The organism is Kytococcus schroeteri (assembly GCF_042433515.1).
Lineage (GTDB): Bacteria > Actinomycetota > Actinomycetes > Actinomycetales > Dermatophilaceae > Kytococcus > Kytococcus schroeteri.
Genome location: NZ_JBHLVH010000018.1, coordinates 57,183 through 83,305, shown reverse-complemented (window position 1 = coordinate 83,305; position 26,123 = coordinate 57,183). Strand labels below are relative to the sequence as shown.

The following is a 26,123-nucleotide window of genomic DNA, read 5'->3' as shown; positions in this document are numbered from 1 at the left end:
CACCACCGGGTCCACTCCGCGATCGGAGCCCCGCCAGTCAGCCGCCTCAACAACCTGGCTGGACATCACATCTAGATGGCCGTACGTTGGGTCACCGGCAAGCGCGGGCGCGAGAGCGACCTGGAGGTCATCCGTGATGTCCAGAAGCCCTCGGTCGTACAGGCGGTGGATGTCGGTGCGGAGGAGCAGCCCGTTCTCCGGCACGTGCGTGTGCGCGCCGAGGAACCGGCTGAGGTGGACCGCGTCCAGGGTGGCCGCGACGGTCGAGCCGGTGACGGCGCACCGCATTCCGTACGTCCGCTCGAGCAGAGCCCTGAAGTCGCCCTGTCCCTCCCTGTTGGCGCGACGTGCGTGATCCCAGCGCCGGCGATCGTCCTCCAGTGCCGACACGTCGATCCGGTCGGGGGCGAACCGCAGCGGCTCTGTGGGCGCCGCGAAGTAGCTGGCCAGAATCGCTTCCTGTCGCGGCTCGTGGAAGCGAGGCTTGACGTTTGGCCCGCTGCGGAAGCCGAGCTGCTGCTGCAGTTCACCCCACGAGGGCTCCGAGTGCGGCGACTCGCTCACCAGCTGGAGGTCGAACCGCCACGTGTAGTCCTGGCCGTCGTTCCATGGCCAGCTGCCGTCCTCGCTGGGGTAGGCGTCCGACGTGGCCCTGGCCATGGCCACCAAGGACAGCTTCGAGAGCCAGAAGTAGACGGTGTCGTCTCGCTTGACCTTCTGGTGTGACGTCATACCCCAGATCTGGTGCTGGAAGGCGATCTCGGCGTTGTGCCGTTCGGTGTCACGGATGGAGAAGATCCAACTGGACATGCCTCGCTGCCTTTCGGCGCGGGCGGCATGTCCTTCAAGCGGAAGCCAGTCGGTGCGCGGTGCTGTTCGTGGGCCCTCGGGCCCGGTCGATTACTGGTTCACAAGCCGCTTGAGCGCGGCCTGGGTCTCGGGGTCGACGGCGAAGATGCGCACCGACTGCATTCCGCGGGTCAGCAGCACCTTGTAGACGTTGCGTACGAGGGCGTCGAAGTGCTCGTCGGGGACCTTCGTCCGGTTGCGGAAGTCGGGGTCGCGGTTCTCGGCGCGCACCGAGACGAATCGCCCCTCGCGCATCACGAGGTCGGGCCCGATGATCACGCCGGAGTGGTCGTACTCGAAGCCCTGCGCGGTGTAGATGCACCCGACCTGCCCGAACCCCGCCGGGTCGGTGGCCCACAGCGCTGACGGCGGCGCCCCACCGACGGACCGGTCGCCCTTGAGGTTCCACGGCCTGGCCCAGTGCCCGATCTGCACGTCTCGCGGCAGGTTGCCGAGCTTGTCGGGGTCGCCCCATGGCCAGCAGTAACCGGCGGTGATGCGGGAGGTGAACCCCTCGGCCTCCAGCGCCCGGAGCTGGTCCTCCATCTGTTGCGGGGAGTCGACCACGCGCACGTCCATGCGCCCGTCCTCGATCCACGCGACGGGCCCGCCCGGCTCCAGCCCGAGCAGTCGGAGCACCCACTGCACGTACTCCTCGGAGCCGCCGCAGCGGAACTGGTCGTCCAGGCTGATGTGCACCACGTCGATGCCGGCCGCCTCGGCTGCCTGGGTGATGTCGTGCACCGTCCCCATCTCGCCGGGCCGCACCACCTGGTGGTCGTCCAGCAGGAACACCGGCACCCGCGCGGCCGCCAGCAGCTCCTCCACCTGAGGTCGAGCCGTCTCGCGCAGGTGCTTGGGCGTGTACCGCTGCACGGAGTTGCGGCGGATGCGGTGGGCCTCGTCCAGGATGAGGCAGTCCAGGTCGTTCGGCTCCGCCTCCATGAACTGGTTGAAGTACCCGAACAGCTTGCGCACGCGCGGGTTGCGGTGAGCGGCCACCTTGCGGAGCGTCTGGGTGAACGACCGCGAGCCGGTGGCGTGGACGACGGTCCGCCCCTGGCGCGCGAGCTCCCCCATCAGGCTGAGGGCGATGACGGATTTGCCCGAGCCCGGGCCGCCGCTGACCACCACGACCGTCTTGGTGTTGTTCCGGCGGGCGTTGCTCACCGCGTGGAGCACGTGTTCGTAGGCGGCGCGCTGCTCGTCCAGCAGGGTGAACTGCTCGCGGCGCTGCACCTCGTCGGCAGCGACGGCGAGCAGCTGGCGGCTCGGGGCGATGCGGCTGCCCAGCAGCAGGTCGGCGGCCTCCACGCCCGTGCCGGTGTCGCTGAACCGCGACCGGAGGAACGCGATCCAGTCGGCGCGGCCCTGCCCGGTGAACACGCGAGAGCGCTCGTCCTGGGGGCGCTCGAGCAGGTCGGCGACGCCTAGGTCGGTGGCGTTGTGCAGGTAGGCGGCCCCGGCCAGGTCGAGCGGCTGCTCGGAGAACACGGTGGTGAAGTCAGCCAGGTAGTCGCAGTACCCGCTCACCTGAAGGCCGGGGTGAAGCAGGTCGTGGCGGCCGGCGCCGGTCACCAGGTCGAGGTTGTCCTCGTACGCCTCGGCGGAGTCCCACTGCTTGAGCTCGACCACCAGGTAGGACGGGTGACCGGTCTCGGGGTGGGTGCCGGCCAGCACCACGTCGGCGCGCTTGCTGCTAAGCGGCATCGCGTACTCGACGAGCATCTCCACGCCGCCGAGGCCGGCGTCCACAAGGTCGGAGCGCAGCACCGGCAGGGAGCGCTCCCACGACCGGCGCTCGCCGGGGGAGGCGTGCGTTCCAGAGCGGTGCATGAGCGCTTCGGCCAAGCGGTCGGCGATGAGGGTCTCGACGCCCGAGAAGCTCTCGGCCGACGAACGGAACAGGGCGGACACAGGACTCCCGGGCAGCACGAATCGTCGTGCGGGTGGGGGCGTGTCCTGTGGGAAGCCCGTCGGGCCGCATTGGTGGGGTCAGGGTAACGGTCAAGACGCCCGAGGTGCTCTGCCTCGAACGGGGAGGCTCAGGTGTGTCGTCAACGTGTGGCGATGACGGCCGCGGCGTCGGGGGAGAGGCCGCGGATGTAGGCGGCCAGGTTGTGGCGCAGGTTCTTGTCGTCGGCCAGCAGGGTGGCGAAGGTGAACTTGGACGTGTTGTAGAACCGGCGGCCGGCGGTCTTCTTGAGCAGGGCGTCCTGGCCGCGGCCGATGGTTTCCATGGTGGCGGCCTGGGCGACGACGGCGTCCTTGGTGTCCGCCAGGGCGGCGTCCATGAGGAGCAGCACCAGCAGGGGCAGCATCACCGAGCCGTACTCGTGCTGCTTGAACGAGCCGCGGAGGCGGTCGGCGATGCGCCAGACGAAGGCCACCTTGTCGTCGAAGCCGTGCGGTGCCATGGGGTCCTCTCGCGGGTGGGGCGGTGTTCTCGGCACCGGAACCGCGCGGGTGGCGCACGGGTGTGGCGGCGCTCCGGTGGCGAGGTTGTCAGCGGGCGGAACTAGCCTCTGGCCATGGCCCGTTCCTCCATCACCACTGCCGATACCCCCCACGACGGTGCGACCCTCGGGAGGCGACTGCGCGACCCGCAGCGACGGCACCCCATCGTGGTGCTGACCATAGGTCAGGGGGTGCCTGGCATCGACCCCGAGGACATCGCCGCCCGCACGCGCGGCCGCGCCGACGTGGCCGTCGTGGCCGACGCGGCCGCCTGGACCATGAACGAGTCGCTCCCCGAGTTCGCGCGCACCTTTGGAGGCGCGGCCCGCGTCTACCCGGTGCTGTCCGCCGACGGCAAGCTCTTGCCGCCCAACATCGTCAAGCCCACCGATGCCGAGGACGCGGGTCGGTGCGCCGATCGCCTCGTGGAGCAGGCCCGGGAACGAGTGGCAGGACGGACGCTGCGCGGAGCGCAACCCGCCACCACTGGGGCGGGCCGTGGCCCGGCCGAGGGGGCCGTCGGTGTGGACGAGCTGGCCGCCTACCTCCAATCCCCCTCGCGGGCGGAGCCGGTGGTGGTGGTCACCGCGCCGCTGGATGCCGCAGAACCCCTCATCGACGTGACGCGCCTGCGGGAGGAAGCAGGGGCCGACGCGCGTGTTGAGGTGCTCACCACCCGCGCGGAGACCTGGCGGCTGAGGGACCTGCTCGACGGCGAGGGGGTCTACGGCGGTGCCGGCCGCATCTACCCGCCGGGTACCGCGTGGCTGGAGGACGGCAGCCGTGCCCCGTTGCGTGTGGTGCGGGATGCGTCGCAAGCGGAGGCAGCCACGGAGATGCTCGTGGACGACCTGGTCGCGGCGTGGGCGGCGGCCGGTGCCAGCACCACCACCCCGCCCGCCAGTGCCCGACCGGCCACCGGCACGGTGGCGTCCGTGATCGGTGGCCGCGGCGTCGTACGGCTGGCCGACGGAGAGCTCGCCACCGTGTGGCCCGAGCTCGTGGTGGCGGGTCTGGAGCCCGAACGCCTCCTGGCCCCGGGCATGACCGTGGACGGGACGTACGACCCCCAGCGTCGTCGACTCGACGTGCGACCGGGTGACAGCACGGAGTGGTGGCAGGGGCGCGCCGCAGGGGAGGTGGTCCTCGCCCGGGTGGCGGACGTGGACGCCACGGCCGCCCAACTGCAACCGACGCCCGAGGTCACGGTGGCCGTCGGCATCGAGGCGGTGACAGGGAACCCCCTGGACCGGCTCACCGACCTGCTCTCCCCGGGGGAGGTGCTGCTCGCCCGGGTGGTCGGCGCGGGGGGCGAGCGCTCGCTGAGCCTGCTCGACGTGGACGATGACGAGGACCCGGTGGAGCCCCCGTCGGTGCTGCCCGGCGGCCCGCCGTGGTTGGACGCCGCAGCCCCGGGTGCCGGGACGGGCGGGCCGGTGAACGAGAGCCCCGCGCCGACGGCGGAGGTGGAGCCCCTCGCCCCGGAGGGGGACGTCCCGGCGGTGCGCGTGACTCCTGGGACCTCCCCGCGGGAGATCGAGCTGGGCAAGCAGGTCGACACCCTGCGAGAGGAGGTGCGCCTGCACCGTGCCGAGACCGCCCGGATGGAGCGCCGGGCGCAGCACGCCGAGGCCCGGGCATCGAAGCTGCAGGCGGAGACCGAGCGCCTGCGCACGGAGAACCGGCGGAGCCGGGCGACCGCCCAGCGTGCGGCCCAGGCCTCCCGGGATGCCTCGCCGCGGGAGACCTACGGTTTTGCGGAGCCGGTGGAGCAGCTGCGCTGGGAGCTGCAGCGGACCTGGGTGGAGTGCACGAGGCCGGAGGACAAGCGCTCCTGGCCGATGCCGGACGACTACGTCATCGGGGAACGGATGGTGGACTCGCTGCAGCTCGAAGGTGTTGCGCAGGACCGGGTGCTCCGGGTGGCCGTCATGGTGCTCACCGGACGTGGCGTGCCGGGGGACCACGAGCTGCGCCAGCACGAGGCGGGCAACGCACCTGCCGTGACCCGCGCCGACGGCGCGGTGTGCCGTCGGGCGCCCCTGCAGCAGAAGTCGCCGTCCGCGCGGCGGCTGAGCTATTGGCGCCTGCCCGACGGGCGGGTGGAGCTCTCGCGGGTGGCCCTGCACGACGACCTGGAGCCGTGAGGGCGGCGAACACTTCCTGCATCCGATGCCCGTGCGCGGCCGTGGATGTTGTCGGGGGTCGGTGTCACGGTGAGCGAGTCAATCCGATCGACACACAGGGAGTGGCCGTGAACGACGCGCAGACGATCGAGAATGCACAGCAGGACCTGATCCGTCGGATGGCGGACGGGCGCAGGTGGGGCGACCGCAAGAAGGCCGGTGCCACGTCGGAGGAGGCCTTCCAGTGGGCGCTCTCGGCGCCGGGGGCGGCGGAGGCGCTGGGGGTGATGGCGGTCTTCGCCGAGCACGTCGGGCAGGAGGGCATCGACTGCTGCTCCGTCTCCGCCCTGCCGCAGGGCAACGCCCCGGCCGGGAAGATGCGTTTCACCACCGTCTCCAGCGACACCCTCGAGATGCTCTACGTGATGATGGACAAGGACGGGCACATGAACCACTGGGCCCTGCGGATCGCCCACGAGGTCAACGCCCCCGAGTGGTACGTCGTCGGCGAGTCCGGCCGAGGGGACTGGCTGCTGCTGGGCTCCTCCCTCGAGGACCTCCTCGCCGCGCTGAGGATCCCCGTCGTGGTGGAGGCGTGGGACGCGGTGCTGGCGACCCGTCTGAAGAAGCGCCGCGCCACCTGGCACAACCCCTGGATGGAGGAGCTGCTCACCGCCGGTCTCCAGCGTCGGCCCCGTGAGGAGGGGGCTGGTCTGCCTGGCCTCTCCGCGCCGCTGACTCTCCAGGGGCGTCGTGTGCAGCCCAACCTCTGGGACCCGGCTGTGGAGTGGGGGCAAGAGGAGTACGCCGCTCGCTTCGAGCAGCTCCAGTGGCCCCAGAACCTCACCGCCCTGGGGCAGATCGTGCGCGACCACGACCCGTACGACTCGCTCGTGGCCTACGCCCAGGTGTTCGGCTCCGGGGCCCTCGTGCAGGACATGGCGAGGCTCGCCGACAGGGCCGTCAACCGGCTGGCCGGGGTCACGGTGGAGCAGCTCAACGCAGGCGACCTCGACGGGGCGCCGTGGGTGCCGGCCGACCTCGACCTCCACGGCTCCGACCCCTGGTCGGCCATCGGTCGGAGCTTCCGTGAGGCGGTGCGCCAGGCAGTGCGGGAGCGCGAGGCGGAGACGGGGGACGGCAGGGCTGAGCACGAGGAGAACGTGCTGCACTGCCTGGACCTGCTGGACACCCTCGACGTGGAGGACCCCGGGTTCGCCGATGCGGCAGTCGCCGGCGCGCCCACGGTCAATCCCGTTGTCGCCGCGTTCGAGGACATCTGCCTGCGGGCGTGCGGCGCCACCGCCCGCCTGACCTGGTCCTCGACGCAGCGAGAGGTGGGCATGCTGACCGCCTCCCAGGTCATGGGATGACGTGACGGTCCCGTGCGATCCCTCACCGTCCGCCCTCCCAGCCGAACCACCCCTCCTGCACGGACTGCAGCCGGTCGCCCAGCATCTCCACCAGTCGCGTCTCGGTGAGCAGGCCCTCCTGGTGGCAGTGCTCCACCCAGCGGCGCAGGTAGTCCGCGTCCTCCAGGGTCGCCACCAGGTCACGAGTGGTGCGCTCCACGGTGGTGACCGGCACGGCATCGCAACACCCCGACCAGTACCCCGGTGAGAGGGTCACCTCCTCCGGCGTCAGGCAGGCGGTGTGCACGGTGACACCGGACAGTCGTCGCCGCCGCGGCGTGGTGAGATGCGTGTCCCACGGCAGGTCCACGGCACCCCACACGTGCGCCGCGGCGAGGTGCGAGAGCACGCCCCGGTCCGGGTGCAGCGGGTCATGGACGAACTCCTGCTGGTGCACCGTCGGGTCCAGCCGCTGCAGGGCCTGTCGGTAGTCGCACCACCGGTCGTCCTGCAGCTGGACCAGCTGGTACACGCCCCGGCCCACGCGGCGCATCGCCCGCTCGTCCCGCGCCAGGGCGGTGATGGCCGCCGGGCGCACGCCCGCCTCCAGCAGCAGGTGCCGCGTGACGATGCCGTGGTTGTCCGCGGCCACCTCCACCACCGTCACCAGCTCGTCAACGAGCGACACAGCCGCCCACCCCCTCCTGGTGGGCGGCGTGCGCCCCGGTCACAGCCCCTTGGCCTTCTTGCCGTCCGGGCGCCACGGCTCGAACCCCTCGGTCACCACGGGGTCGTCGGCCCGATGGAACGTCTCGGCGTACACCGCCCAGCCCTCACCCTTGCCCGGGTCGTAGGTGCGAAAGTACTCCGAGGCGTCCCACACCGGCTCGGACTCGCCCTCCGGCGTGTACGGCCCGCAGATCACGTGCCCGTCCAGCTGGCGGCGCTCACCCTCGGGGTCGGCCTCGGCCAGGTAGTAGCAACGGGCGTCGTCGTCCACCTCGGCCGGCTCGGCCGGGGTGTCCGTGCCCTCACGCCACAGGGCCTCCATGTCCTCCAGGGAGGCCTCCATGTCGGTGATGGTGGCGCCCTCCCAGCGGTACTCGTACTCCTTCTCGCCGCAGCCGGCCAGGGTGGTGGCGGCGAACGCGGCCAGCGGCAGCGCCACGGCGGCGCGCTTCACGATGGTGTGCATGGTCGTCCTCTCGTCAGAGGGCCCCGGCGGGGCCCGGTGCCTCCTTTGTGCACCGGACCTCCGCACACATCACTCGAGAAGACGATGGCGCTGCTGCAGATGGCGGCGGCGCCGTAGGTTGCGCCACCGCATCCAGGCCCACGCCGCCAGTCCCAGCGCCACGGCGGCCAACGTCGACCCGGCGGCCAGGGCCCACCCCGGGTCGGCTACGAGCGCGGCCAGCGCCAGGACGAGGCCAACTCCGGTGACCAGGGCGAGCAGTTGCTCGAGGCGGTCGCGCGCACGGTCGGCATGGTCCTGCTGGTCCAGGTCTGCCAACTGCTTGTGGAGCTCCGCGCTGCCGATGAGGTCGCGCAGCTCCCCACGCGTCTCGGCCAGCATGGCCGGGGTCTCGAAAGCCTCCTGCAGCTCGCGCAGCAAGGTGGTGGCCTCCGGCCGGCCGGGCACCTCCGTGAACCACCGGTTGTTGTGGAACCAGTTCAGCCGGGCCTCGGTCCGCATGATCTCCCGCAACTTCTCGCGGGCCGACGACGCCTGCACCACCGACAGCAGGTCGCCCTCCTCCGGCGACGGCTCGTCGGTCTCGGTGTTCTCCTCACCCCGCTCCGGGGCATCCGGGTCGCTCTCCAGCCCGGCGACGGACTCGTGGTGGGCGTCTAACCAGTCACGTTGCCGGATGGCCAGCAGCATCACCTCCAGCAGGCGCCCGTGGTACAGCACCGTCAGCGAGGCAATGTCATGCTCGTCCGCGGGGTTCTGCAGCGCCGGGTCGATCACCACGCCCACGCCGTCCAGGGTGGCCCGGCCGATGCTGCCGTCGATGGCGAAGCTGCCGTGCGCCGCGGCCTCGGGGTTGTTGGGCGGCAGGCGAAAGTACCTCTTGCGGTTCATGCCCGTGGCCAGCTGGTGGGTCCACGCCTGCTCCGGCGTCCACGCGTCCAGCGCCTGCAGGTTGCTTGGCCGCGACGTGAGTGGGGCCAGCGGGGCGGCCACCGTGAGCACCCGGACCCGGTTGGCCGTGCGCGCCACCGTGGGCGTCGAGGCCGCCGCCGCACTCGCGTCCTCACGGGCTGTCCGGGCCAACTGGGTCTCGCCGTCCAGGACCTTCACCGTCACCCGCCGCGGGGTCGTGGTGCACGGTCGCCCCACCCCATCGAGCCATCGCTTCCGCGGGTCATAGGTGGTGGGGTAACCGGCGACAGCCTCAAGGTCCTTGGCCGAGGAGCCCTTCAGGTAGCCCGCATCCACCATCGAGTAGGCGCCCTTCTGCACCTTCACCGCCAGGCCCATGCGGTGCAGGGCCATGTTCAGCAGCCCGTCGGGTTTCGGCCGGCGCAACAGCTCCGAGGTCGCCTGCAGGGTCTCGTCGGTGGCGTGGCGCAGCTCAAGGTGGAGCACGGCGTACCCCATCTCGTGCCCGTCGTGGTCCGGGCTGGGGGAGTACTCCCATCGCTCGCCGGCCAGCAACCGCAGGTCCGGGCCGCCCTTGAACACGCGGCCGTACACGTTCAGCGCCTCGGCCGGCCAACAGGCGAACCGGGTGGGGCGGGCGGCCTTACGGGTTCGGGCGGAGTGGAAGTACTTGTGCGGTTCGTGCCAGTGCTGGTACTCCACCGACCCCGGCTCCGCACCCAGCACGGTGGGGTCCCACATCATCACGTCCGGCGCGCCCGGCGGGGCGCCCGCGGTGTCCCGGTAGTGGTTCACAGGGTCCCAGTTGATGCCGCCCGGACCGGTGTTGGCCCGGCGCACCCGCCAGTAGCCCTCCATGAAGGCGTCCATCGCCTCCTGGTCCTCCAGGGCGGCGCGGTCGAACACCGGGCGACGGGGGATGGTGTGGGTGGCCCAGCCCAGGGCGTAGGGCACCACCATCATGAAGGTCACCGGGCCCCACGTGGCCGGTCGTGCACTGGTCATCGCTCCTCCACCCTCTCCAGCAGCGCCCGCGCCCGACGCTGCGCCTCTGCCACCACCTCGGGCGGCTCCACCACGCGCGCCACGCCGGCCAGACGCAGCGCCATCCGCGCCCCGGCCGCCACGCCGGCCACGTCCTTGGTCACCCGCAGCGCGCCCTCGGCGGGTTGCTCCTCCATCACGGTGGCGCCGTACGCGTCCACCGCCCACACGGCATCGGGACCCAGCTCCACGGTCAGCTGCAGACCCCCGCCGCGGTGGCTGGGCGGCGGCACCTCGGCGGCGTCAGCCGGGGACTGGGCGCGGGCGAGCAGCTCCACGGCGGTGATGCGGTCGGTCTCCACCCAGTACGTCTCGCCCTCGTCGTCGCGCAGGCACACGATGGCGGTGCCAGCGGCCCGGGCCACCCGCAGCGGGGCCACCTCGCGAGGCTCGACCCATCGCGAGGAGTGGATGCGGCACCACACCCGGCCCACGGCATCGTCCAGGTCCGACAGCACCTCGGGCAGGTGGGGCTGGTCGGTGTGGTCGAGGTGCACGAAGTTGGCAGGTGTCTCGCGCCCCGCATCGGGCAGGTCCAGCGCGGCCAGCAGCTCCGAGACCGCCTTGGCACGGGCGGGGTTGCCGGTCTCGCGGATGTAGTCGAGCCCCACGCGCAGCGCGGCGGCCTCGTCGCGGCGCAGGTACAGGGTGCGGTCGGCCAACCACCGCGGCCTGATCGCCACGGCGGTGGCCGGGGGGCCGGGGTCGATGTCCACCAGCCCACGCTCGTCGCCGGGGAACGCCTCGTCGTCGAGCGATCGGGCGGCGGCCGCCCACGGGGTGAGGAGCTTGAGCACGTCCTCCTCGGTGCGCCCCGACCAGACGGCCACGTCCGCCACCGGCACCGGGCCGTCGTGGTCGGTCAGGAGCAGCACCAGCTCCAGGGCCCCGCTCATCTCGGTGCGGCTGGTGGGCCGCGTCGTCCTGCCCGGCGCGGGGGGAGCGGCCCCGTCCGTGGCGCGCGGTGCGAGCGGTGCTGGTGGGGCTGCGTCGATGACGGCGCGGAGCCGCTGCGCCTGGGTGCGCCGCAGGGCGGGGTCGACGAGCACGAGGCCGTCGCGGATCGCCTGGCCGACGGCCGCATCGCCGTGCGTGGTGCGGATGCTGCGCTCGGTGCCGTCGGCGGCCAGGGTGGCGTAGGTCTGCTGGCTCAGCAGCTCGTCGTGGATGGTCTTCACCTCACCGAGCTTGGGCTGCCAGGTCGAGGGGTCGTTGCACTCGTCGCCGTTCGCCTTCCGGCGTAGGCGGCCCAGATCCACGCTGCCCGGTGTGATCGCTGTCAACCGGATGGCGCGGGCGGTCTCGTGGTCCCGCTCGCGCACCACTAGGTAGAACACGTCACGCGCCTCCACCAGCGCCCACGGTTCCCCGATGACGGTGCGAGCCCCCTGGGTGTGGGACTCCACCGTGAACTGCACGAACCGTCGGTCGTCGTGCGCCTCCACGATGGTGCGCCACTCGTCCGCGGAGATCGGCAGCACGTCCGGGGAGTCGGCAGGCAGCGCCTCGGGAAGGTGCAGCTTGCCGCCCAACCCCCGGACGAGGTCGGAGCTGGACGGGGCGAACAGGCTGAGCGCCGTAGCCAGCAGGGCGGTGTGCTCGGGGTGCTCGCCGAGCTCGCGGCGCAGGAACGTGTGGGGGCGCAGCCGCCAGGTGAACGGCTTGCCCTCGTGCTTCCGTGCCTCCCGGTGGGGGTTCGCGCGGGGGCGCTCGCTGTGCTCGGGAAGCCACTCCACCGTGGCGCCGAGCTGTGTCAGCTGGTCCAGGTCGCGGAGCAGGCCGTCGGTGCGGTTCGGCGTCTTGACCCGGTGGTCGCCGGCTCCTCCGTGGTCCTCGGGGCGGCAGTAGTACGCATCGAGGTCCTCGAGGATCTCCTCCCGGTTGACGGGGACGTCCTGAGAGGCGAGGTACGCGAACAGCGCTGCCAGCCGTTCCTGACTCTTCTCTGCCGGCGGTCCTGCCATGGCGCCTCCTCGCGTTGGAGGGCCACTGTCTCAGACCCGGCGCGCCTCAGGGCAGCAGGCCGAACACCACACTGAGAACGGGCCAGAAGATGACGGTGAGCACGGTGAGCACGAAGCCCCACACGATGACGGCGCGGATCGCGTCGGCGATGCTCCCGAGGAAGGGGGCGATGACGAGGGTCGCGACGAACGCGGCGAGGAACACGAGGACGGGCACGGCAACTCCTTCGGGTGGTCGGAGCGTCACCGTGCGTCGGGGGTCCGCACACATCGCCGGAAGGATGTCGTCGGAGGTGGCTGCCACGGTGCTGGGGAACCGTTCCCGGACCAAGGAGTTGCTGTGTTCATCGCCGACTGGACCGACCCGCCCGCCGTCGTCGAGCCCCTGGGGAGGTGGGCCGTGCTGCGTTTCCTGCGGGCTGGGCGACGGCGGTGCTCGCCGACGGCGAGGGCTTCCTGGTCACGGTGGTGCCGTGGGCGGTCGGGTTCGCAGGTGCCGCCTTCTGGGACCTGGTCAACGAGCGCCTCGGGCGCATCCCGCTGTCGTGGGCGGCCGTCATCGGGCTGGGCGCCCTTGTCCTGCTCTTCGTGGTCAGTCAGTCGGAGCAGCGGTGAGCGGAGGGGCCGGGCCGCGACGGCCCGGCTCCCTCCGCCTCACTTCTCCTCGACGGCCTTCTTCTGCGCCTCGAGGATCTTCAGGGTGTCGTCCTTGGAGAGGCCCTCGCCCGAGACCCCGACCAGGTTGCCACCCACCTTGGTCACGGCCATGACGAAGCTCTGGCTCTCACCCATGGCGCCCGCGCGCATCTTGATGCCTCGGGCGTCCTTCTCGTCCAGCCTGTCGACCTGCATCTTCATGCCGTGCGGCCCGCCCTTGAGCTCCCCGCACTCGTCGGCGAACTTCTCGACGGCGTCCATGCCCTTGTCGTAGTTGTCGGTCTTGCCGCTGATGGTGACCTCAGCGTCCTTCTCCCCGTTCTTGAAGGTGGCCTTGGGCGACTCGGGACCCTCCTTCTTGAAGAACTCCGCCTCGTCGAGAGCCTTGCCAGCCTCCTTGCAGCCATCCGGCACGTCATCGAACATGAAGATCAGGTCCTCGAAGGTGCCGTCGTCCTCGGAGTCGGAGGACTCGTCCGTCGCGTTCTGCGTGGCGGTGTAGCCCTCGAGCGGGAAGTTCTCCTCGGTGAGCGCTTCCTTGCCACCACACGCGGTGAGGCTGGTGACGGCGACAGCGCTGGCGAGGGCAAGCAGGGCGAGGCGGCGGTACATGGAGAACTCCATGTGTGAAGCGACCACCGGTATTGGTTCGACGCCCGGGAGTGACGGGGCGTCGCTCCGATGGTGCCACTGCCGCGGGGGCGTCAGGCGCCGCCCGGCGTCTGTGCGATCACCCCGCCGAGCCGCAGGCTTGGCTGGTGCAGCGCGGCGCGGCCCGAGCGAGCCGTCGACCCCTCCATCAGGGCCGATGGAGCGATAGGCATTGCACTTATATCTGAAAACGCGTAGTGTGACCTTTCCGCACAGTGAGAGAGGGAGGGTGCCATGCCCACCGTCGTGGACCGTGAGTCCGTGCACGTCACCCGTGACCAGGCCGAAGCCGCCCGGCGAACCATGCCTGGACGAGCCGGTCAGGCTGCGCCGCGGTTCGCTGTGTCCCGCGGGGACTCGTTCGTCGAGCTTCCGGACGCGCTGCAGCCGTTGCTGCGGCGCATCGTGGAGTCCGTCGCCGAGGGGCGCCGCGTCACGGTGGGTGAGTTGCCGGAGGAGGTCACGACCACCCTGGCTGCCGAGATGCTCGAGATCTCCCGCCCCACGTTGATGAAGCGTGTCCGTGCGGGCGAGATCCCCGCCCACAAGGTGGGCAGCCACACCCGTCTGCGCACGGCGGATGTGCTGGAGGCGCGAGAGAGGGCACAGCAGCAGCGCCGTGACGCCTTCGACGCGTTGCGACGTGCTCAGGACGAGGGAGGGCTGACGGACTGACCTCCGTCGTCCTGGCGGGAAGGACTCGATGTGATCGGTGGCCGGACGCACTTGGTGGTGGTCGACTCCAACGTCTGGGCCTCTCGCACGTTGCGGGACTGGCTGGCGCTCCTGCACCAAGAGGGGCCGGGGCTCTATCGGGTCGCGTGGTCCGTCGGCGACACCCCGAGGTGGACGGTGGCGTGACGGCCAAGGTTGCTGAGGCCTTCGAGACGGTCTTTCCCGACGGGCGGGTGCGCGACTACGTGGTCCCCGGTGATATGCCGCGCCCAGCGGACGCCGGGGACATCCACGTCCGCGCCCTGGCCGAGCACTGCCGGGCAGACCTCCTCGTGACAGCCAACGTCCGCCACCTCCGGCCCGCAAGCGAGGACGAGCAGGACGCCCTGCACCACGAGGTCCACACCGCCGACGAGTTCTTCCTGCTCGTCGACGACAGTGCCCCGCACGTGGTGCGGGCAGCGACAGCTCGGAACCGCGACTACTACGTGGAGCAGGCGCCATGCCGCGGCGAGCCGGTGGACATCGACCTGCCGCAGGCTCTGGAGCGTGCTGGTTGCCCGGCCTTCGCGGACCGGGTGAGGGTGCGACTCCAGCAGATCTGACGGGCCCGCCCCCTCACTTCAGCAGCTCGACGTCCGCCTCGTAGCGCAGGATCTGCGTGCCGGCGCCCTCGTCGGAGTCGTCCGGGGCCGCCCAGCTCGTACTGACCGGAGTGCCCGGGCGCCTGGGGCAGGTTGGCCACGCCGGAGCACAGCATCTTGGAACGGCGGACGGACTCGCAGTCCTGGTAGTCGATGAAGTGGCTGTCGTTCATCCGCTTGTCGCGCAGCCGGCCGTCCGTCGACCACTCGTAGAACCGGCGCGAGCCCCACGACTGCCCCACGAGCCGGTGGCGGTCGCGGTCGTGGACGATCCCGCCCACGTGGTCGTCCACCCGGAACACCTCGGTGACTTCGAGCGTGTCGCGGTCGATGCGGTAGACGATCGCGCGCGAGTCGGGCCGGTGCTCGGCCACCGGCACCCAGATGGACTCCTCGTCCACGTCGATGCCGCCGGGGTGGTGGATGTGCCCTTCACCCAGCTCGTCGCCGTCCACCTCCGTGGCCTGCGGGTGGAAGGCCTTGAACTTCAGGTCGGTGGTGCCGGTGTGCTTCCACGCGGTGGAGCGGGAGGTCTGGCTCACGGTGTTCACCAGCCGCTCGTCGCGGGGGTGGCCCGCGCGCCCGCCGCCGGAGTCGGCGGTGGTAGAGAGCGCGGCCGTGCCCAGGAGGGCGGCCGCCGAGGGGCCGCCGGGTGTGGAGTGGGCGAACGCGGGGTGGTGCTGCCTCACCCCACCAGGTGCCGCAGGTACCGCGGCGGCGCGTCGAGGAACGCCCGCCAGTGCCCCACCAGCTCCAGGTCGTCCCACGCGGCCTCGCGGAGTCCCCACTCGCCCAGCTCCAGGATCCGCGCCCCGGGCAGCGCCGCCAGCACGGGGGAGTGCGTGGCGCACAGCACCTGCGCCCCGTCGGCCGCCAGCCGGTCCAGGGTGGCCATGAGGTGCAGGGTCGACTGGAACGACAGGGCCGCCTCCGGCTCGTCGAGGCAGTAGAACCCCGCCCGGGTGAAGCGGGACTCCAGCAGGGCCAGGAAGGACTCGCCGTGGCTCATCTCGTGGAAGCGCGGTTCGAGCGCGCTGGGGCTGGGGTTCTGCTCCAGGTAGGTGTAGAAGGCATGCATCGTCTCGGCGCGCAGGAAGAAGCCGTCGCGCGGCGCCCCGACCCCGCGCTGCACGCGGAGCCACTCGGCCAGGGGTGACTCGCTGCGTCGCGTGCTGTGTCGCGCGTGGCGCGAGCCGCCTTCCACGTTGAGCCCGAACGCCTCGGCCACGCCCTCCAGCAGCGTCGACTTGCCGGAGCCGTTCTCGCCCACCAGCAGGGTGATGCCGGGGGCCGGCTCGAACCCCTGCCGCAGCACCTGCGCGATGGCGGGGACGGTCACCGGCCACCTGTTGGCGGGCACGTCTGCGGTCGGGTCGGGGCGTACGGCGACGAGGGGCGGCTGGTCGGCGAGCATGCCGGCACCCTGCCACGTGCAGCCCCCCCCGCACCCACCGTTCACCCGCCCCTCACGCCCCCGTCACGCCGCGCTGCCCCCGCGTTCACACGCGTGAACTGTCCTGCCCCACATGCCTTCCACGCTCCACCGCCCCGCCCCGGACACCACCGGCGTCTCCCGCCGCACCCTGCTGGGGGTCGCCGGCCTCTCGGCCACCACCCTCGCCCTGGGTGTGGAGGCGCCCGCATCGGCCGGCGGCCCGCCGCCGCGCACCAACCCGTTCACCCTCGGCGTCGCGGCCGGCACTCCGGGGCCGGACTCGATGGTGCTGTGGACCCGACTGGCCACCGACCCGCTGGCCGCCGACGGGCACGGCGGCATGCCCCGGCACCCCGTGTTGGTGCGCTGGGAGGTGGCCCGCGATGCGGGGTTCACCCGCCGGGTCGCCCACGGCCACGCCCTGGCCCAGCCGGAGCTCGCCCACTCCGTGCACCCGCAGGTCACCGGCCTCGAGCCCGCCACCGAGTACCACTACCGCTTCCGCACCGGCCGCCACACCAGCCCCGCCGGCCGCTTCCGCACCCTGCCGGCGGCCGGCGCCGACGTGGCCTCCTTCTCGCTGGGGGTCGCCTCCTGCCAGGCCTGGTACCACGGGCACTTCACCGCGTGGAAGCACCTGGCGGCCGAGACCGACCTGGACCTCATCGTGTTCACCGGCGACTACATCTACGAGTACGGCATCCGCAGCGGCGACAACCTGTGGCGCCACGGCGTGGAGCTGGGCCCCGAGCACACCCAGGAGGTGCAGACCCTGGCCCAGTACCGCCTGCGCTACTCCCTGTTCAAGACCGACCCGCACCTGCAGGCCGCCCACGCCCGGGCCGCGATGGTGGCCACCTGGGACGACCACGAGGTGGAGAACAACTACGCGGGCAGCCAGTCGCAGTACGGCCTCAGCGAGGAGGACTTCCTGTTGCGCCGCGCGGTGGCCTACCGGGCGTACTACGAGAACCTGCCGCTGGGGCCGGCCGCCCTGCCCGAGGGGCCGCACAGCCGCATCCACCACTCCCTGGACGTCGGCCGCCTGGCGCGCCTCTCGGTGCTGGACACCCGCCAGTTCCGCGACCCGGTGCCGCAGGACGAGCAGCGCGTCGCCGACCCCGAGCGCAGCATCCTGGGTGCCGCGCAGGAGGCGTGGCTCACCGAGCGTCTGCGCACCTCCCCGGCGCAGTGGAACCTGCTGGCCGACGGCGTGGCGATGGTGCCGGTCACCGACGACCGGGTGGACCAGTGGGACGGCTTCCCGGCCGCCCGCCAGCGGCTGATGGACCAGCTGGCCCGGGTGAGCAACCCGGTGGTGCTCACCGGCGACATCCACCACCACGCCGCCGCCGAGCTGTGGGCCGACCCGACGGCACCCGCCCCTGAGGCCGAGCCGGTGGCCGTGGAGCTGATCTGCAGCTCCATCGCCTCCGACGGCGACGGCAAGCCCGGCGGCCACCCGGACTGGACCGCCCACCCGTACGTGCGCGCCATGGACGCCCGCCGCGGCTACGTGCACGTGACCCTCACCCCGCAGGAGATGCGCTCGCGCTTCGTGGTGGTGCCGTGGGTCGAGGCCGACGACACCGCCCCCGCCCGGACGGCCTTCGCCTTCCGCACCCCGGCCGGCTCGCGCCGCCTCCTGTCCTGAGCTGACCCGCCCTCTCGAGAGGACCCCCATGACCCACCACCCCCGCCCCGTGACCGGCCTGACCGCCACCGGCGCCCTGATGACGGTCCACCTCGCCTGGGAGCCGCGCGCCCACGGCCCCCTGGTGGACCACTACCGCGTGCACGCCGTGCCCGCCGGGCGCGCCGAGCGTGGACTGCGCCACCTCGGTGACGACACGCTGCTGGCCCGCACCGTCTACCCCCGCTGGGAGCACGGTGGGCGCTCGCCTGAGGGGGAGGAGTGGGTGTACGTGGTGGTCACGGTCGACGCCGCCGGCCGCTGGTCGCGTCCCTCCCGCCCCGAGCGCGCCCACTCGCTGCCGTCGGTCACCACCGGGTGCCCGGTAGCCCAGGTGGGTGACTTCGACCGCCGCAGCCTGGAGCTGCGCCACGCCCCGGCGGGGTACAAGGCCATCGCCACCGAGCACCCGGACGGGCTCATCACCGTCGGCCCCGATGACGGACCCGCGCAGTGGCCCTACCTGCTGCCCGGGCCGGGCGACACGTGGGCCGGCTCGCGCGCCTACACCCTGCGCTGGACCGTGCGCGCCGACCGCCCGGTGTCCCGCCCCGCCGTGGCCCTGTGGGGCATCGACACCACGCGCCTGGGAGGCCGGCTCGAGGTGGCGTTGGGCACCTGGCAGCAGGCCACGGACCTGCCGCGAGGAGCCACCAAGGGGTCGCGTGAGGGCGACGCCACCCTGCCGGACACGCCGCTGCGCCCGGTGTCGTTGGAGTGGGAGCTGCCCTCGCCCCTGCCCGCCGGTGAGCACCTGCTGACGGCGACCCTCGCCGAGGGGGGATGGCTCGCCTGGGACGCCGCGGGCCTGTTCGACCTGGCCTGACCCTCCTCGCCCGGCCCCCACCCCCATCGGCCAGAATTCACGGGTGCTTCCCACCTCCGTTCCCGTCACCCGCCATTCGGTGGGCACGCGCGGCACCCTGCGCGCCGTGCTGCCCTGGGCCGCCTACGCGGCGTCGCTCTGGCTGGCCATGGGCGCGGCCTGGTGGTTCTTCCTCGTGCGCAAGGAGGACCCGGGGCTCGCCACGGCCTGGTTCACGGGGACCCTCAGCGCGCTGCTCGCCACGATGTGGGCCTTCCCGCACTCCGTGAAGAACCTGCACGTCCGTCCCGACACCACGGGGCTGTGGCTCGCCGGGGCGGGCCTGTCCGCGCTGATGGCCACCGCCTCGGTGGTGGGGCTCGTGGTGACCGCCGCGTGGGACGAGGTGACCGTGCCTGTCCTCGCGTGGGTGGCCTTGGTCGCCGGGCTGCTGGCCGAGTACACCTTGGCGGCGTCCACCGGCATGGCCCTGGGCGCCATGTGGCGCGTGGGCTGCGGCGGGGGACTGCTGGCCCTGGCGCTCGCCGCCGTGACCGGAGTGGGCGCGGCGGCGGGGGTCGGCGCGCTGCTGCTGGTGGTGGAACCCCCGTCCACGCCCCTGCCCTGGCCGATGATGGCGGTGGCGATGCCGCTGACCGTCCCCCTTGCCGCCGGGGCGCTCTGGCTCGCCGCCCACCTCGGGTCCCGCGGCTGACGCCCACACGCGCCGCGCGGCATCCTGCCGCTGAGCCAGCCCGCCGCTGAGCGGCGCCCGCCCTCGGTTCCCCGCCCCTCAGCCCGCGCTGCCCTCCCGGGCGGCCTCGGTCTCCTCGGCCAGGTGGTCGGCCAGGCGGTCCACCTCGTGCAGCATCACCGCCATGCTGCGCACCACCGCAGCGCGCAGCGGTCCGGCCTCCAGCTCGCCCTCGCGCCCGTAGAGGTGCTGCTCGGTGAGCTCGGCCCAGGCCTGCTGCAGCCGGGTCACCACGCACAGCTCCACCAGTGCTGGGCGGGCGCCCTCCACGTCCACCACGAGCAGGCAGGCCACGCCCCAGCAGCCGCCCTCCTCGCCGCGCTGCACGTCCACGCCCTCCAGGGGCAGGTCGAGCCCGCTGTGGTCCACCACCTCCACCAGGCGGATGCCGGGCGCCTGCGCCACCTCGTCGGCGATGCACCGCACCAGCAGGGTCTGGGCGCGGGTGGAGGTGCACACCACGGTGGCCGAGGTGAGGTCGGGCACCGCGTGCTCGACCTCCTCCACGGTGGTCGGCAGCGGGTGGCCCTGGGCGGCGCACTGCTCCAGCGCCCGCAGGGTGTCCTCCTCGGAACGCTGGCGCACCTCGCCCACGATCGCGCGCGCCGGCTCACCCGGCTGGAGGGTGACGCGGCAGTGGGTGCGCAGGGCGGAGTCGACGGTGGACAGCGCCGTGGCCCAGTCGTCCTGGCGTTCGGTGTGGGTCTGACGAACGAGGTCGCGGAGTGCGGTGTTCAAGGCAGACCTCCAGGGCGCGCCGTCGTGGGGGTGTCCGATGAGTGTGCACGCGTGTCACTGTTATTTCGCTGTCCTCACCCCATGAATACGGCGCGGCGGCACGGCCCTGGGCCGCGCCGCCGCGCCGTGCTGCGGTCCAGTGCCTCAGAAGGCGCCCACCGTGAGACCCATCACCACGGCCACCGCGGTGCCGATGAGGGGCCCCACCACGGTGACGGCGAAGATGTCCTTGTACGCCTCGCGGTGGGTCAGCCCGGTCACCAGCAGCATCGTGATGATGGCGCCGTTGTGCGGCATCGAGTCGAAGCTGGTGCTCGCCAGGGCCGCCACGCGGTGCAGCACCTCGGGGTCGATGCCCTGCGCCGCCCCCTGTGCGGCGAGCTGCTCGCCGAAGGTGCTCATGGTGATCTGCAGGCCGCCCGATGCCGAGCCGGTGACGCCCGAGATGCCCGCGGTGGAGACCGCCGCCGTCACCACCGGGTTGTCCGTGAGTCCGAAGATGCCGTCACGGATGACGGTGAACGCCGCCATGGAGGCGATGACCGCACCGAAACCCACCTCGCTGGCCGTGGTGAGCGTGGGCAGCACCGCCTGGCCGGCGCCCTCGGACACGTCGCTGGGGTAGTGCTTCATTCCGCCGGGGCGCAGCAGCACCACCACGAGGATGGCCACCACCATCGCCACCGTCACCGCCCAGATGCCGGCCACCGAGGCCAGCGTGACCGCGCCGTACTTCTCGTCGGCCAGGTAGGCGGTGTCCAGGCGGGGGATGACCAGGTAGGTCATGAGCGCCTGCACGGCCACCACCACGGCCACCGGCACCAGGCCCAGCAGCCCCGATGCGGTGGAGACGCGCCCGCGCTCGGCGGGGCGGTCGGTGCCGCCGGCCACGGTGACGCCGGCCTCGCGCTCGCGGATCGTGAGGTCCTCGAAGGACTCGCCGGCCGCCATGAGGGAGCGCTGGCGGTACCGCAGCCAGGCCATGCCCAGGCCGAACACCAGGGCGCCGGTGAGCAGGCCCAGCACGGGCGCCGCGAAGGTGGTGGTGCCGAACACGGTGGTGGGGATGGTGTTGTGGATCTGCGGCGACCCCGGCAGGGCACCGAGCGCGAAGGTGACCACGCCCAGGGCGACGGCGGCCGGCATCAGGCGCCGGGGAATGCCCGCCTCGCGGAACAGCTGGGTGGCGATGGGGAAGATGGTGAACACCACCACCCACGCGCTCACGCCGCCGTAGGTGAGGGCGGCCGTGGTGAGCACCGTGATGAGCACGGCGTGCTGCGCGCCCAGCCGCTGCGAGGCCCAGGCGGCGAAGTCGCCGGCCAGGCCGGAGGTCTTCATGAGGTGCCCGAACACCGCACCGGTGAGGAACAGCGGGAAGTACGAGCCCAGGAACGTGGCCATGGCGGGCATGAACACCTGGGTGTACGTGCCCAGCAGGGGCGCACCGGCGAACAGCGTGGCCACCAGCGCCGCGACCGGGGCGGCCACCAGCACCGAGTGGCCGCGGTAGGCCAGCGTGATGAGCAGGGCGAGTGAGACGAGGATGTCGAGCAGGCCGAGGGACATGGCGTTCCTGGGATCGGGGACGGGACGTGCACGCATTGTGACTCCCGTCACTCGATGCGATGCGGCCGGGTGGCCGTCCACCCCCAGATAACGATTGTTCAACCATCGGCGCGCGGGGGTGTCGCCCCGCGCGACCTGTCGGTTGCATGGCGCCCATGAGTTCCCAGACCCGCTTCCCCGCCGTCCCCCGGGAGGACCCCACCCGCCCCCATGCCCAGGGCCCCCGCGCCACCCCCGCCCAACTGGTGCGCAGCGTGCTGGCCAGCCTCGTCGGCATCGCGGCGTTCTTCGTGCCGTTCACCGTCAACGGCACCAACTCCATCGCCCTGGACCACATCGTCACCTGGTTCAAGGGCGCGGTGCCGCAGGCCGTCCCGTGGGTGCTGCTGGCCATGGTGGTGGCCGGTGCCGTGTGGCCCTTCGTGCAGGGCACCTGGCGGCGCAGCACCACCGACCTCGTCTTCAGCGCCGCCAAGGTCGTCGGTGCCGTGGTGGGCTGCCTCATCGTGTTCGACCGCATGCCGGCCTGGCTCGCCGACCCCGGCATGGGCCCCTTCCTGTGGGACAAGGTGGTGGTCTCCGTGGGGCTGCTCATCCCCGTGGGTGCCGTCTTCCTGACGCTCCTGGTGGGCTACGGGCTCATGGAGTTCGTCGGCGTGCTCATGCAGCCGGTCATGCGCCCCGTGTTCCGTACCCCGGGCCGCTCCGCCATCGATGCCGTGGCCTCCTTCGTGGGCAGCTACTCACTGGGCCTGCTCATCACCGACCGCGTCTACAAGGAGGGCCGCTACTCGGCCCAGGAGGCCGCCATCATTGCCACCGGGTTCTCCACCGTCTCGGCCACGTTCATGGTGGTGGTGGCCAAGGCGCTGGACCTGATGGGGCACTGGTCCACCTACTTCTGGGGCTCCCTGGTCATCACCTTCGCGGTCACCGCCGTCACCGTGCACATCTGGCCGCTGCGCTCCATCCCCACCACCGGGTACCAGGGGCAGGAGGTGGAGCCCGAGGAGCGCCCCACCGGCTCCCGTCTGGCCGCCGCGTGGCGCGCCGCCGACGAGCAGGCCGCCACCGCGCCCTCGCTGGGCCGCAGCATCTGGGAGAACCTGCGCGACGGCCTGCTCATGGCCATGGCGATCCTGCCGTCGATCCTCTCGGTGGGCCTGGCCGGGTTGCTGCTGGCCGAGTACACGCCGCTGTTCGACTGGCTGGCCTACGTCTTCTACCCGATCACCGCGCTGCTGGGTCTGCCCGAGCCGATGCTGGCCGCCAAGGCGAGCGCGCTCGGCATCGCCGAGATGTTCCTGCCCGCGGCGCTGGTGGCCGACGCCTCGATGGTCACCCGGTTCACCGTGGCCGTGGTGTGCGTCAGCCAGATCATCTTCTTCTCCGCGGTGGTGCCGTGCATCCTCGCCACGGAGATCCCGCTGCGCATCCGCGACCTGGTGATCATCTGGTTCGAGCGCGTGGTGCTGACGCTGCTGTTCACCGTGCCGGTGGCGCACGTGGTGTTCTGACGAGGCCGCCCGATCCGAGGGAGGTCCGTATGTGGGTGCTGCTCGCGACGGTGCTGCTGCTGATCCTCGTCATGGGGGTGGCGTGAGCTGAAGCGGACGCGGCCGTGCCAGCCGCTCCCGTCATGGGTACCAGAGGCGGTGGCGCCCCGGCGTCAGTCCCAGCCGTGGCGCGGGGGCGCCGGCGCCTACCCCGCCAGGGTCCGCTCCATCTGCAGCTCAGGGCCCATCGCCTCGTAGGCCGTGACGCCGGTGGGCCGGAATCCCAGGCGCGCGTAGGCAGCTCGGGCCCGGGCGTTGTCCTCGTGCACCCACAGCGACAGCGCCCCCAACCCCCGCTCGCGTGCCCACTCGGCCGCCGCCTCCGTGAACCGGCCGAGCAGCCCCCGCCCGCGGTACGCCGGGTCGACGTACACGCCCAACAGCTGGCCGCGGTCGGACGGGATGGTGCCGCCCCCGAACTCCGGCTCGCCCGCCCGCTGGACGAGGCACACCAGCGAGGCGACCCACACCCCATCGGAGGTGGTGGCGACGAACTGCCGCCCGGTCGCCCCGGGGCCGTCACCCGACCACGCCAGCGCGTTCTCGCGCCACTGCTCGTCGGTGCGTGCGGCGGCCTCCGCGTAGCGCGTGTAGAAGGCGATCTCCGCGTCCGGGTCCTGCAGCGCGGTCAGTCGAAGGTCGCGCACCCGGCGCCATTCCTCGGCGCGGATGGGGCGCACAGTCAGGTCATCAACCATGCAGGGAGGCTGCCACAGGGCGGGGGCGAGGTGCGGGTCCGCGCACCGCCGTGCACCCCCTCACCTACCCTGCCCCCCATGCGCGCCGTGGTGATCGACGAGGTCGGGGCCCTGCCAACCGTCCGGGAGGTGCCCGAGCCGGCCTGCCCGCCCGGCGGCGTGGTGCTCGACGTCAGCGCGACCGGCGTGTGCCGCTCCGACTGGCACGCCTGGATGGGGCACGACCCGTTGCCCCTGCCGCACGTCCCCGGCCACGAGCTCGCCGGCACCATCCGCCAGGTCGGCGAGGGCGTCACCCGCTGGAGCGTGGGCGACCGCGTGACCACCCCCTTCGTGTGCGGATGCGGCGCCTGCCCCACCTGCGCAGCCGGCGAGAGCCAGGTCTGCCCGCAGCAGACGCAGCCCGGCTTCACCGGCTGGGGGTCCTGGGCCGAGCAGGTGGCCCTCCACGCCGCCGACCACAACCTCGTCGCCCTGCCCGACGCCCTCGATGACGTGCACGCCGCCGCCCTGGGCTGCCGCTTCGCCACCTCCTACCGCGCGCTGGTGACCCACGGCGGCGTCGGGCCCGGACAGTGGGTCGCCGTGCACGGGGCCGGTGGCGCGGGGTTGTCGGCGGTGCTGATCGCCCGTGCGCTGGGGGCCCGCGTGGTGGCCGTCGACATGGCGCCGACCGCGTTGGAGCGCGCCCGTGCCCTGGGCGCCGAGGGCACGCTGGACGCCCGCGGCCTGTCACCCGAGCAGGTCGGCGAGGCCGTGCACGACCTGACCGATGGGGGAGCGCACGTCTCGCTCGACGCCTTCGGCTCGCCGGCAGCCGCGCTGGCCTCGGTGCTCGGCCTGCGGCGCCGCGGACGCCACGTGCAGGTGGGGCTGCTGCTCGGCGAGGCCGCCCGGACCGCGCTGCCGATGGACCGCGTGGTCGCCTGGGAGCTGGCCGTCCACGGCACGCACGGCCTGGCGGCGCGCGACTACCCCGCGATGCTGGAGCTCGTCACCGGCTCCGGCGGGCGTCCCGGCATCGCGCTGGAGGGGTTGGTCGGGCGTGAGGTGGGCCTCGAGGACGCCCCCGCGGCGCTCGCGGAGCTGGGGGCGGCGCCCGGTGGTGGGATCACCGTCATCCGCCCCTGAGATGGCGGCGCGGTGGGCCGGGGCGGGGTGGCCCAGTCGTCCGGCCCGGCCCGCCTCAGTCGGCCAGGAAGCTGAACCGCACCGTCCGCACGGGGTTGTCCACGTTGAGGTCCACCAGGCAGACCGACTGCCAGGTGCCCAGCATCATGCGCCCGCCCACCACGGGCACGGTGGCGTGCGGCGGCACGATGGCGGGCATCACGTGCGAGCGGCCGTGCCCGGGGGTGCCGTGCGCGTGGCGCCAGCGGTCGTCGGCGGGGAGCAGGTCGGCCAGGGCGGCGAGCAGGTCGTCATCGCTGCCGGCGCCGGTCTCCATCACGGCGATGCCGGCGGTGGCGTGGGGCACGAACAGCTGCAGCAGGCCGTCGCCCCGGCCGGCGACGAAGCCCTCGCAGTCGCCGGTGATGTCCAGCACCACGTCCTGGTCGCCGGTCCGGTACTCGCGGGTGGTGGTCTCCATGCCGTCATCGTAGCGAGAGGGTTCCATGGTGTAACCCGACGGGTGTACGGTGTAGTCATGGCGCTCAACATCAAGAACGAGCGGGTGCACGAGCTGGCACGGCAGGCCGCCCAGGTGCGTGGCACCACGCAGACCAGCGCGCTGGAGGCCGCCCTCGAGGAGTACCTCGCGCGGCACGGGGCCACCGAGGGGGCGGCGGAGGGGCGCTTCGAGCGGGCCACGGTGCTGGTGCAGCAGATCCGCAACGGTCTCTCCCTTGATGACGGGGAGTCGCTCAGCGCCGACCTCGCCGACCTCTACGACGAGCAGGGGCTTCCCCGATGATCGTGGACAGTTCGGCGGTGGTGGCGGTGCTGCAGGGTGAGGAGGGGAGCGAGGAGATCCTGCGCGTCCTGACCGAGGCGCCCTCGCTGGCCATGTCCACCGCCACGTACGTGGAGTGCGCCGTGGTGGTGGACCGCCGCGGGACGGCCGCGACGCGACGGCGACTGGACGAGCTGTTCGAGGTGCTCGGCATCGAGTTGGTGCCGCTCACCGTGGAGCACGCCCGGCTGGCGCGGGAGGCCCACCGTGACTTCGGGCGGGGCAGCGGGTCCGCCGCCCGCCTGAACCTGGGGGACTGCTACACCTACGCCCTGGCGGCCGAACGGGGCGAGCCGCTGCTGTTCGTGGGGGAGGACTTCACGCACACCGACCTCGAGTCCGCGCTGGGCTGACCGTCGTGGCGGGGCGTCGCCCGCGGCGGGCGTTCCGCGGCG

Annotated in this window: 27 protein-coding genes; 11 read left to right on the top strand and 16 right to left on the bottom strand. The window is 72.5% G+C overall.

Going from position 1 to position 26,123, the window contains the following annotated elements:
* From ACFFHC_RS09100 to ACFFHC_RS09090, 3 genes are all read right to left on the bottom strand, one after another.
* The coding region (locus ACFFHC_RS09100) for an HNH endonuclease (protein WP_379804811.1) at nt 1-810 on the bottom strand (810 nt) is incomplete at its 3' end.
* A 90-nt stretch (nt 811-900) separates the two neighbouring features.
* Nucleotides 901-2,766, bottom strand: coding sequence for a DNA/RNA helicase domain-containing protein (locus tag ACFFHC_RS09095; protein ID WP_379804807.1), 1,866 nt, complete (start codon nt 2,764-2,766; stop codon nt 901-903).
* 140 nt (nt 2,767-2,906) lie between these two features.
* Nucleotides 2,907-3,266 (bottom strand): type I restriction-modification system subunit M N-terminal domain-containing protein, encoded by a 360-nt coding sequence (locus tag ACFFHC_RS09090; RefSeq protein ID WP_379804804.1) that lies wholly within the window; start codon nt 3,264-3,266, stop codon nt 2,907-2,909.
* Between the two features lie 114 nt (nt 3,267-3,380).
* Between ACFFHC_RS09090 and ACFFHC_RS09085 the strand changes: the two genes are divergently transcribed.
* The gene (locus tag ACFFHC_RS09085) at nt 3,381-5,453 is read left to right on the top strand and encodes a hypothetical protein (protein ID WP_379804801.1); all 2,073 of its coding nucleotides are present in this window, start codon (nt 3,381-3,383) and stop codon (nt 5,451-5,453) included.
* Between the two features lie 107 nt (nt 5,454-5,560).
* Nucleotides 5,561-6,805 carry a hypothetical protein gene (locus tag ACFFHC_RS09080; RefSeq protein ID WP_141494676.1) on the top strand — a complete coding sequence of 415 codons (1,245 nt, stop codon included), beginning with the start codon at nt 5,561-5,563 and terminating at the stop codon, nt 6,803-6,805.
* A gap of 22 nt (nt 6,806-6,827) precedes the next feature.
* Here ACFFHC_RS09080 and ACFFHC_RS09075 read toward each other — a convergent pair whose 3' ends face one another.
* The 5 genes from ACFFHC_RS09075 to ACFFHC_RS09055 form a co-directional block, all read right to left on the bottom strand.
* Complete coding sequence (locus ACFFHC_RS09075) at nt 6,828-7,472, bottom strand: hypothetical protein (RefSeq protein WP_141494677.1); 645 nt, start codon at nt 7,470-7,472, stop codon at nt 6,828-6,830.
* 39 nt (nt 7,473-7,511) lie between these two features.
* Entirely contained in the window at nt 7,512-7,979 is a 468-nt protein-coding gene (locus ACFFHC_RS09070; protein ID WP_070706191.1) for a hypothetical protein, read from the bottom strand.
* Nucleotides 7,980-8,048: 69 nt separating this feature from the next.
* Nucleotides 8,049-9,896, bottom strand: coding sequence for a hypothetical protein (locus ACFFHC_RS09065; RefSeq protein ID WP_141494678.1), 1,848 nt, complete (start codon nt 9,894-9,896; stop codon nt 8,049-8,051).
* Nucleotides 9,893-11,899, bottom strand: coding sequence for a helix-turn-helix transcriptional regulator (locus ACFFHC_RS09060; RefSeq protein WP_379804794.1), 2,007 nt, complete (start codon nt 11,897-11,899; stop codon nt 9,893-9,895). Before ACFFHC_RS09060 ends, ACFFHC_RS09065 begins: the two co-directional genes overlap by 4 nt.
* Nucleotides 11,900-11,945: 46 nt before the next feature.
* Nucleotides 11,946-12,116: a hypothetical protein gene (locus ACFFHC_RS09055; RefSeq protein WP_168168535.1), complete on the bottom strand. Its 171-nt coding sequence runs from the start codon at nt 12,114-12,116 to the stop codon at nt 11,946-11,948.
* A 176-nt stretch (nt 12,117-12,292) separates the two neighbouring features.
* On the opposite strand from ACFFHC_RS09055, the gene ACFFHC_RS09050 reads away from it, so the two are divergent.
* Complete coding sequence (locus ACFFHC_RS09050; protein WP_141494680.1) at nt 12,293-12,514, top strand: hypothetical protein; 222 nt, start codon at nt 12,293-12,295, stop codon at nt 12,512-12,514.
* A gap of 39 nt (nt 12,515-12,553) precedes the next feature.
* Here ACFFHC_RS09050 and ACFFHC_RS09045 read toward each other — a convergent pair whose 3' ends face one another.
* Nucleotides 12,554-13,180 carry a hypothetical protein gene (locus ACFFHC_RS09045; RefSeq protein WP_379804790.1) on the bottom strand — a complete coding sequence of 209 codons (627 nt, stop codon included), beginning with the start codon at nt 13,178-13,180 and terminating at the stop codon, nt 12,554-12,556.
* A 369-nt stretch (nt 13,181-13,549) separates the two neighbouring features.
* Between ACFFHC_RS09045 and ACFFHC_RS09040 the strand changes: the two genes are divergently transcribed.
* The gene (locus tag ACFFHC_RS09040) at nt 13,550-13,882 is read left to right on the top strand and encodes a helix-turn-helix domain-containing protein (RefSeq protein ID WP_202816763.1); all 333 of its coding nucleotides are present in this window, start codon (nt 13,550-13,552) and stop codon (nt 13,880-13,882) included.
* Nucleotides 13,883-14,016: 134 nt separating this feature from the next.
* On the opposite strand, the gene ACFFHC_RS09035 is transcribed toward ACFFHC_RS09040, so the two are convergent.
* From ACFFHC_RS09035 to ACFFHC_RS09025, 3 genes are read right to left on the bottom strand one after another with little or no spacing between them, the layout of a single operon-like run.
* Nucleotides 14,017-14,331 (bottom strand): hypothetical protein, encoded by a 315-nt coding sequence (locus ACFFHC_RS09035; RefSeq protein WP_379804786.1) that lies wholly within the window; start codon nt 14,329-14,331, stop codon nt 14,017-14,019.
* Between the two features lie 35 nt (nt 14,332-14,366).
* A complete protein-coding gene (locus tag ACFFHC_RS09030) occupies nt 14,367-15,215 on the bottom strand; it encodes a DUF6454 family protein (protein ID WP_141494682.1) in 849 nt (282 codons plus the stop codon).
* Nucleotides 15,212-15,940 (bottom strand): AAA family ATPase, encoded by a 729-nt coding sequence (locus tag ACFFHC_RS09025; protein WP_070706184.1) that lies wholly within the window; start codon nt 15,938-15,940, stop codon nt 15,212-15,214. The genes ACFFHC_RS09030 and ACFFHC_RS09025 overlap by 4 nt, the downstream gene beginning before the upstream one ends.
* A 112-nt stretch (nt 15,941-16,052) precedes the next feature.
* On the opposite strand from ACFFHC_RS09025, the gene ACFFHC_RS09020 reads away from it, so the two are divergent.
* Genes ACFFHC_RS09020 through ACFFHC_RS09010 form a run of 3 tightly spaced genes read left to right on the top strand, consistent with a single transcriptional unit; the run spans nt 16,053 to nt 19,174 of the window.
* Nucleotides 16,053-17,615: an alkaline phosphatase D family protein gene (locus ACFFHC_RS09020; protein ID WP_070706183.1), complete on the top strand. Its 1,563-nt coding sequence runs from the start codon at nt 16,053-16,055 to the stop codon at nt 17,613-17,615.
* 28 nt (nt 17,616-17,643) lie between these two features.
* Nucleotides 17,644-18,480 (top strand): hypothetical protein, encoded by an 837-nt coding sequence (locus tag ACFFHC_RS09015; protein ID WP_070706181.1) that lies wholly within the window; start codon nt 17,644-17,646, stop codon nt 18,478-18,480.
* Nucleotides 18,481-18,523: 43 nt separating this feature from the next.
* A complete protein-coding gene (locus tag ACFFHC_RS09010; protein WP_141494962.1) occupies nt 18,524-19,174 on the top strand; it encodes a hypothetical protein in 651 nt (216 codons plus the stop codon).
* Between the two features lie 78 nt (nt 19,175-19,252).
* Here ACFFHC_RS09010 and ACFFHC_RS09005 read toward each other — a convergent pair whose 3' ends face one another.
* Both ACFFHC_RS09005 and ACFFHC_RS09000 read right to left on the bottom strand, forming a co-directional pair.
* Nucleotides 19,253-19,951: a hypothetical protein gene (locus tag ACFFHC_RS09005; protein WP_070706177.1), complete on the bottom strand. Its 699-nt coding sequence runs from the start codon at nt 19,949-19,951 to the stop codon at nt 19,253-19,255.
* Between the two features lie 144 nt (nt 19,952-20,095).
* Nucleotides 20,096-21,520 carry a GntP family permease gene (locus tag ACFFHC_RS09000; RefSeq protein WP_379804778.1) on the bottom strand — a complete coding sequence of 475 codons (1,425 nt, stop codon included), beginning with the start codon at nt 21,518-21,520 and terminating at the stop codon, nt 20,096-20,098.
* Between the two features lie 155 nt (nt 21,521-21,675).
* Between ACFFHC_RS09000 and ACFFHC_RS08995 the strand changes: the two genes are divergently transcribed.
* Entirely contained in the window at nt 21,676-23,037 is a 1,362-nt protein-coding gene (locus ACFFHC_RS08995; protein WP_379804775.1) for a YjiH family protein, read from the top strand.
* A gap of 185 nt (nt 23,038-23,222) precedes the next feature.
* Here the strand turns inward: ACFFHC_RS08995 and ACFFHC_RS08990 are convergent, their stop codons facing one another.
* Nucleotides 23,223-23,774, bottom strand: a complete 552-nt coding sequence (locus ACFFHC_RS08990; protein WP_070704948.1) for a GNAT family N-acetyltransferase — start codon at nt 23,772-23,774, stop codon at nt 23,223-23,225.
* 78 nt (nt 23,775-23,852) lie between these two features.
* Here ACFFHC_RS08990 and ACFFHC_RS08985 point away from each other — a divergent pair, with 78 nt between their 5' ends.
* The gene (locus ACFFHC_RS08985; protein ID WP_070704945.1) at nt 23,853-24,905 is read left to right on the top strand and encodes a zinc-dependent alcohol dehydrogenase family protein; all 1,053 of its coding nucleotides are present in this window, start codon (nt 23,853-23,855) and stop codon (nt 24,903-24,905) included.
* Nucleotides 24,906-24,960: 55 nt separating this feature from the next.
* On the opposite strand, the gene ACFFHC_RS08980 is transcribed toward ACFFHC_RS08985, so the two are convergent.
* The gene (locus ACFFHC_RS08980; RefSeq protein WP_070704942.1) at nt 24,961-25,365 is read right to left on the bottom strand and encodes a YjbQ family protein; all 405 of its coding nucleotides are present in this window, start codon (nt 25,363-25,365) and stop codon (nt 24,961-24,963) included.
* 57 nt (nt 25,366-25,422) lie between these two features.
* Here ACFFHC_RS08980 and ACFFHC_RS08975 point away from each other — a divergent pair, with 57 nt between their 5' ends.
* Both ACFFHC_RS08975 and ACFFHC_RS08970 read left to right on the top strand, forming a co-directional pair.
* A complete protein-coding gene (locus ACFFHC_RS08975; protein WP_070704939.1) occupies nt 25,423-25,689 on the top strand; it encodes a type II toxin-antitoxin system VapB family antitoxin in 267 nt (88 codons plus the stop codon).
* Nucleotides 25,686-26,081: a type II toxin-antitoxin system VapC family toxin gene (locus ACFFHC_RS08970; RefSeq protein ID WP_070704936.1), complete on the top strand. Its 396-nt coding sequence runs from the start codon at nt 25,686-25,688 to the stop codon at nt 26,079-26,081. The genes ACFFHC_RS08975 and ACFFHC_RS08970 overlap by 4 nt, the downstream gene beginning before the upstream one ends.
* Nucleotides 26,082-26,123: the final 42 nt, after the last annotated feature.